Source organism: Ideonella azotifigens, assembly GCF_006519715.1.
In the GTDB taxonomy this organism is placed as follows: Bacteria; Pseudomonadota; Gammaproteobacteria; order Burkholderiales; family Burkholderiaceae_C; genus Ideonella; species Ideonella azotifigens.
Genome location: NZ_VIDT01000820.1, coordinates 1 through 2,157, shown reverse-complemented (window position 1 = coordinate 2,157; position 2,157 = coordinate 1). Strand labels below are relative to the sequence as shown.

The following is a 2,157-nucleotide window of genomic DNA, read 5'->3' as shown; positions in this document are numbered from 1 at the left end:
CGCTGCTGTGCCTGCTGCCGCTGGGGCCGTTGCAGGACTTGCACAACGAGCCGCATGCCAGCGCTTGACCGTTTGGCGGCTCTGCCCGCAAACTGAGCCCATGCCCAACCCGGTTTCGACCTTCGTCGCCACGTTCGCCATCGCCCGCCCGCCGCGTGCGATGCAGTCGTTCGCGCAGGCGGTCGTCGTCGTGTTCATGGCGCAGCTGCATGCCGTCATGCACCTGCTGCTGCCACCACACCCCCGGGCCCTGCGAAACCACTGAACACCGCTGAATTTCGCTCAACAGGCCCGCCACCCGCGGGCCTGTTGCTTTTTGGAAGCTCCCACCGGAGACCTGCATGAGCTTCGCTGCACCGACCTTGCCAGACGCCCCGCCCACCGCCAACGCCACTGCGGCCTGCACGCTGCGCCGGGCCCACCCTGACGATGCGCCCGCCTTCGTTCGCATGATGGAAACGCCCGAGGTCTTCGCGAATGTGCTGCAGGTGCCGTATCCGGACGAAGCCTTCTGGCGCAAGCGCCTGGAGGACCAGCAGCTCAAGCCTGGCAGCACCGACATCCATCTGGTCGCCCTGGTGGACGGCGAGCTGGTGGGCAGCGCAGGCCTGCACGCCGCGTCCTGGGCTGTGCGGCGGCGGCATGCGATGAGCCTGGGCATCACCGTGGCGCGGCAGTGGCATGGCCGCGGCATCGGCAGCGCGCTGATGGCCGCGCTGTGCCGGCATGCCGACGACTGGGCCGGCGTGCTGCGCCTGGAGCTGACGGTGTTTGCCGATAACGCGGCCGCGATCGCGCTCTATCGCAAGTTCGGTTTCGAGACCGAAGGCCTGCTGCGCGCCTATGCCTTGCGCGATGGCCAGTACGTGGACACCCTGAGCATGGCGCGGCTGCATCCCAGCCCGCCCCACTGGCCACGTCTGGCATGAGACACTGCCGGCCCCGATTCCGTTGACGAGAGAGGTCCCGCCTTGGCTGCGCCCCGCATGAGTACCGAACAAGAGATCGAAGCGCTGGATGCGCTGTGCCAGCGCATGGCGGGCTTCGAGGACAGCATCTCGCTGGAGTGGCTAGACGGCTACATGAGCGCGCTGGCGGCAGGCCCGCGGCGGCTGACGCTGCTGGACTGGCTGCCGGTGTTCGGCGAAGGCGTTTTCACCCGCACCTTTGCCGACCCGGCCGACGTGGAGGCCGCCCAGGAGGTCATCCAGGCCCGCTGGGACGTGCTGGCCAACCAGCTGGACCCGGAGCAGATCCTCGAAGATCCGGACGTGCTGCGCCTGGCGCCGCTGATGATCGAGCTCAGCGACGAGGACAAGGCCCAGCTGGTGGCTGACGGCCATGTCAAGGAAGACGAGCTGCACCTGCTGGAGCAGACCGGCGAGGTCTGGGCCATCGGCTTCATCGACGCGACACGCGACTTTCCGCAGGACTGGCCCGAGGCCGACCTGGAAACCGAGGAGGGCCAGCTGTTCGACGAATGCATGCTGCGCGTGGTTTCGCTGACGCTGGACCCGGAAGAGCTGAAGGAAGTCTTCGAGGAGCTCTACGAAGGCGAGGAGCTGACGCGCGACGAACTGATCCACGAGGCGCTGTATGCCGCGCAGGACATGCGCCTGTACTGGCTGGACCACGCGCCGAAGCCGCCGCAGCGCCGCGTGGGCGAACTGCCGGGCCGCAACGACCCGTGCCCTTGCGGCAGCGGCAAGAAGTTCAAGAAGTGCCACGGCGCGCAAGTCCAGTGATGGCCGAGGTGCGGCATGGCTGAAAGACAGGACCTCGCGGGCAAGCACATCGTGCTCGGCCTGTCAGGTGGCGTGGCCTGCTACAAGGCCGCGGAATTGACCCGTTCGCTGGTCAAGGCCGGTGCCACGGTGCAGGTGGTGATGACCGAGGCGGCTGAGGCCTTCATCACCGCAGTGACGATGCAGGCGCTGTCGAACCGGCCGGTCTACACCTCGCAGTGGGACGCGCGGCCAGGCAACAACATGGCGCACATCAATTTGACTCGTGAGCGCCCCCAGGGCCGGGCTGCGCCCAGCCCGCCCCCCGAGGGGGATCAGGAACCTTGGGGCGGCCCTGCGGTTCCTGAAGGCGCGGACGCCGTGCTGATCGCGCCGGCCAGCGCGGACTTCATCGCCAAGCTGGTGCAGGGCA

The 2,157-nt window shown here is 68.0% G+C and carries 4 protein-coding genes; all 4 read left to right on the top strand.

Translation table 11 applies throughout. The features are described 5' to 3' along the window. Positions 1 to 100 precede the first annotated feature (100 nt). Positions 101 to 265: a hypothetical protein gene (locus FKP22_RS32940; RefSeq protein WP_170201140.1), complete on the top strand. Its 165-nt coding sequence runs from the start codon at positions 101 to 103 to the stop codon at positions 263 to 265. Between the two features lie 76 nt (positions 266 to 341). Continuing rightward, entirely contained in the window at positions 342 to 929 is a 588-nt protein-coding gene (locus FKP22_RS28050) for a GNAT family N-acetyltransferase (protein WP_141291334.1), read from the top strand. A gap of 57 nt (positions 930 to 986) precedes the next feature. Then, positions 987 to 1,745, top strand: a complete 759-nt coding sequence (locus tag FKP22_RS28045; protein ID WP_141291336.1) for a UPF0149 family protein — start codon at positions 987 to 989, stop codon at positions 1,743 to 1,745. Positions 1,746 to 1,760: 15 nt separating this feature from the next. Continuing rightward, positions 1,761 to 2,157, top strand: a 397-nt coding sequence (locus tag FKP22_RS28040; RefSeq protein ID WP_310733386.1) for a flavoprotein, incomplete at its 3' end; no start/stop codon positions are given.

Coding starts and splice junctions, on each gene's coding strand:
- FKP22_RS32940 (WP_170201140.1), top strand. CDS start 101: ATGCCCAACCCGGTTTCGACCTTCGTCGCCACGTTCGCCATCGCCCGC.
- FKP22_RS28050 (WP_141291334.1), top strand. CDS start 342: ATGAGCTTCGCTGCACCGACCTTGCCAGACGCCCCGCCCACCGCCAAC.
- FKP22_RS28045 (WP_141291336.1), top strand. CDS start 987: ATGAGTACCGAACAAGAGATCGAAGCGCTGGATGCGCTGTGCCAGCGC.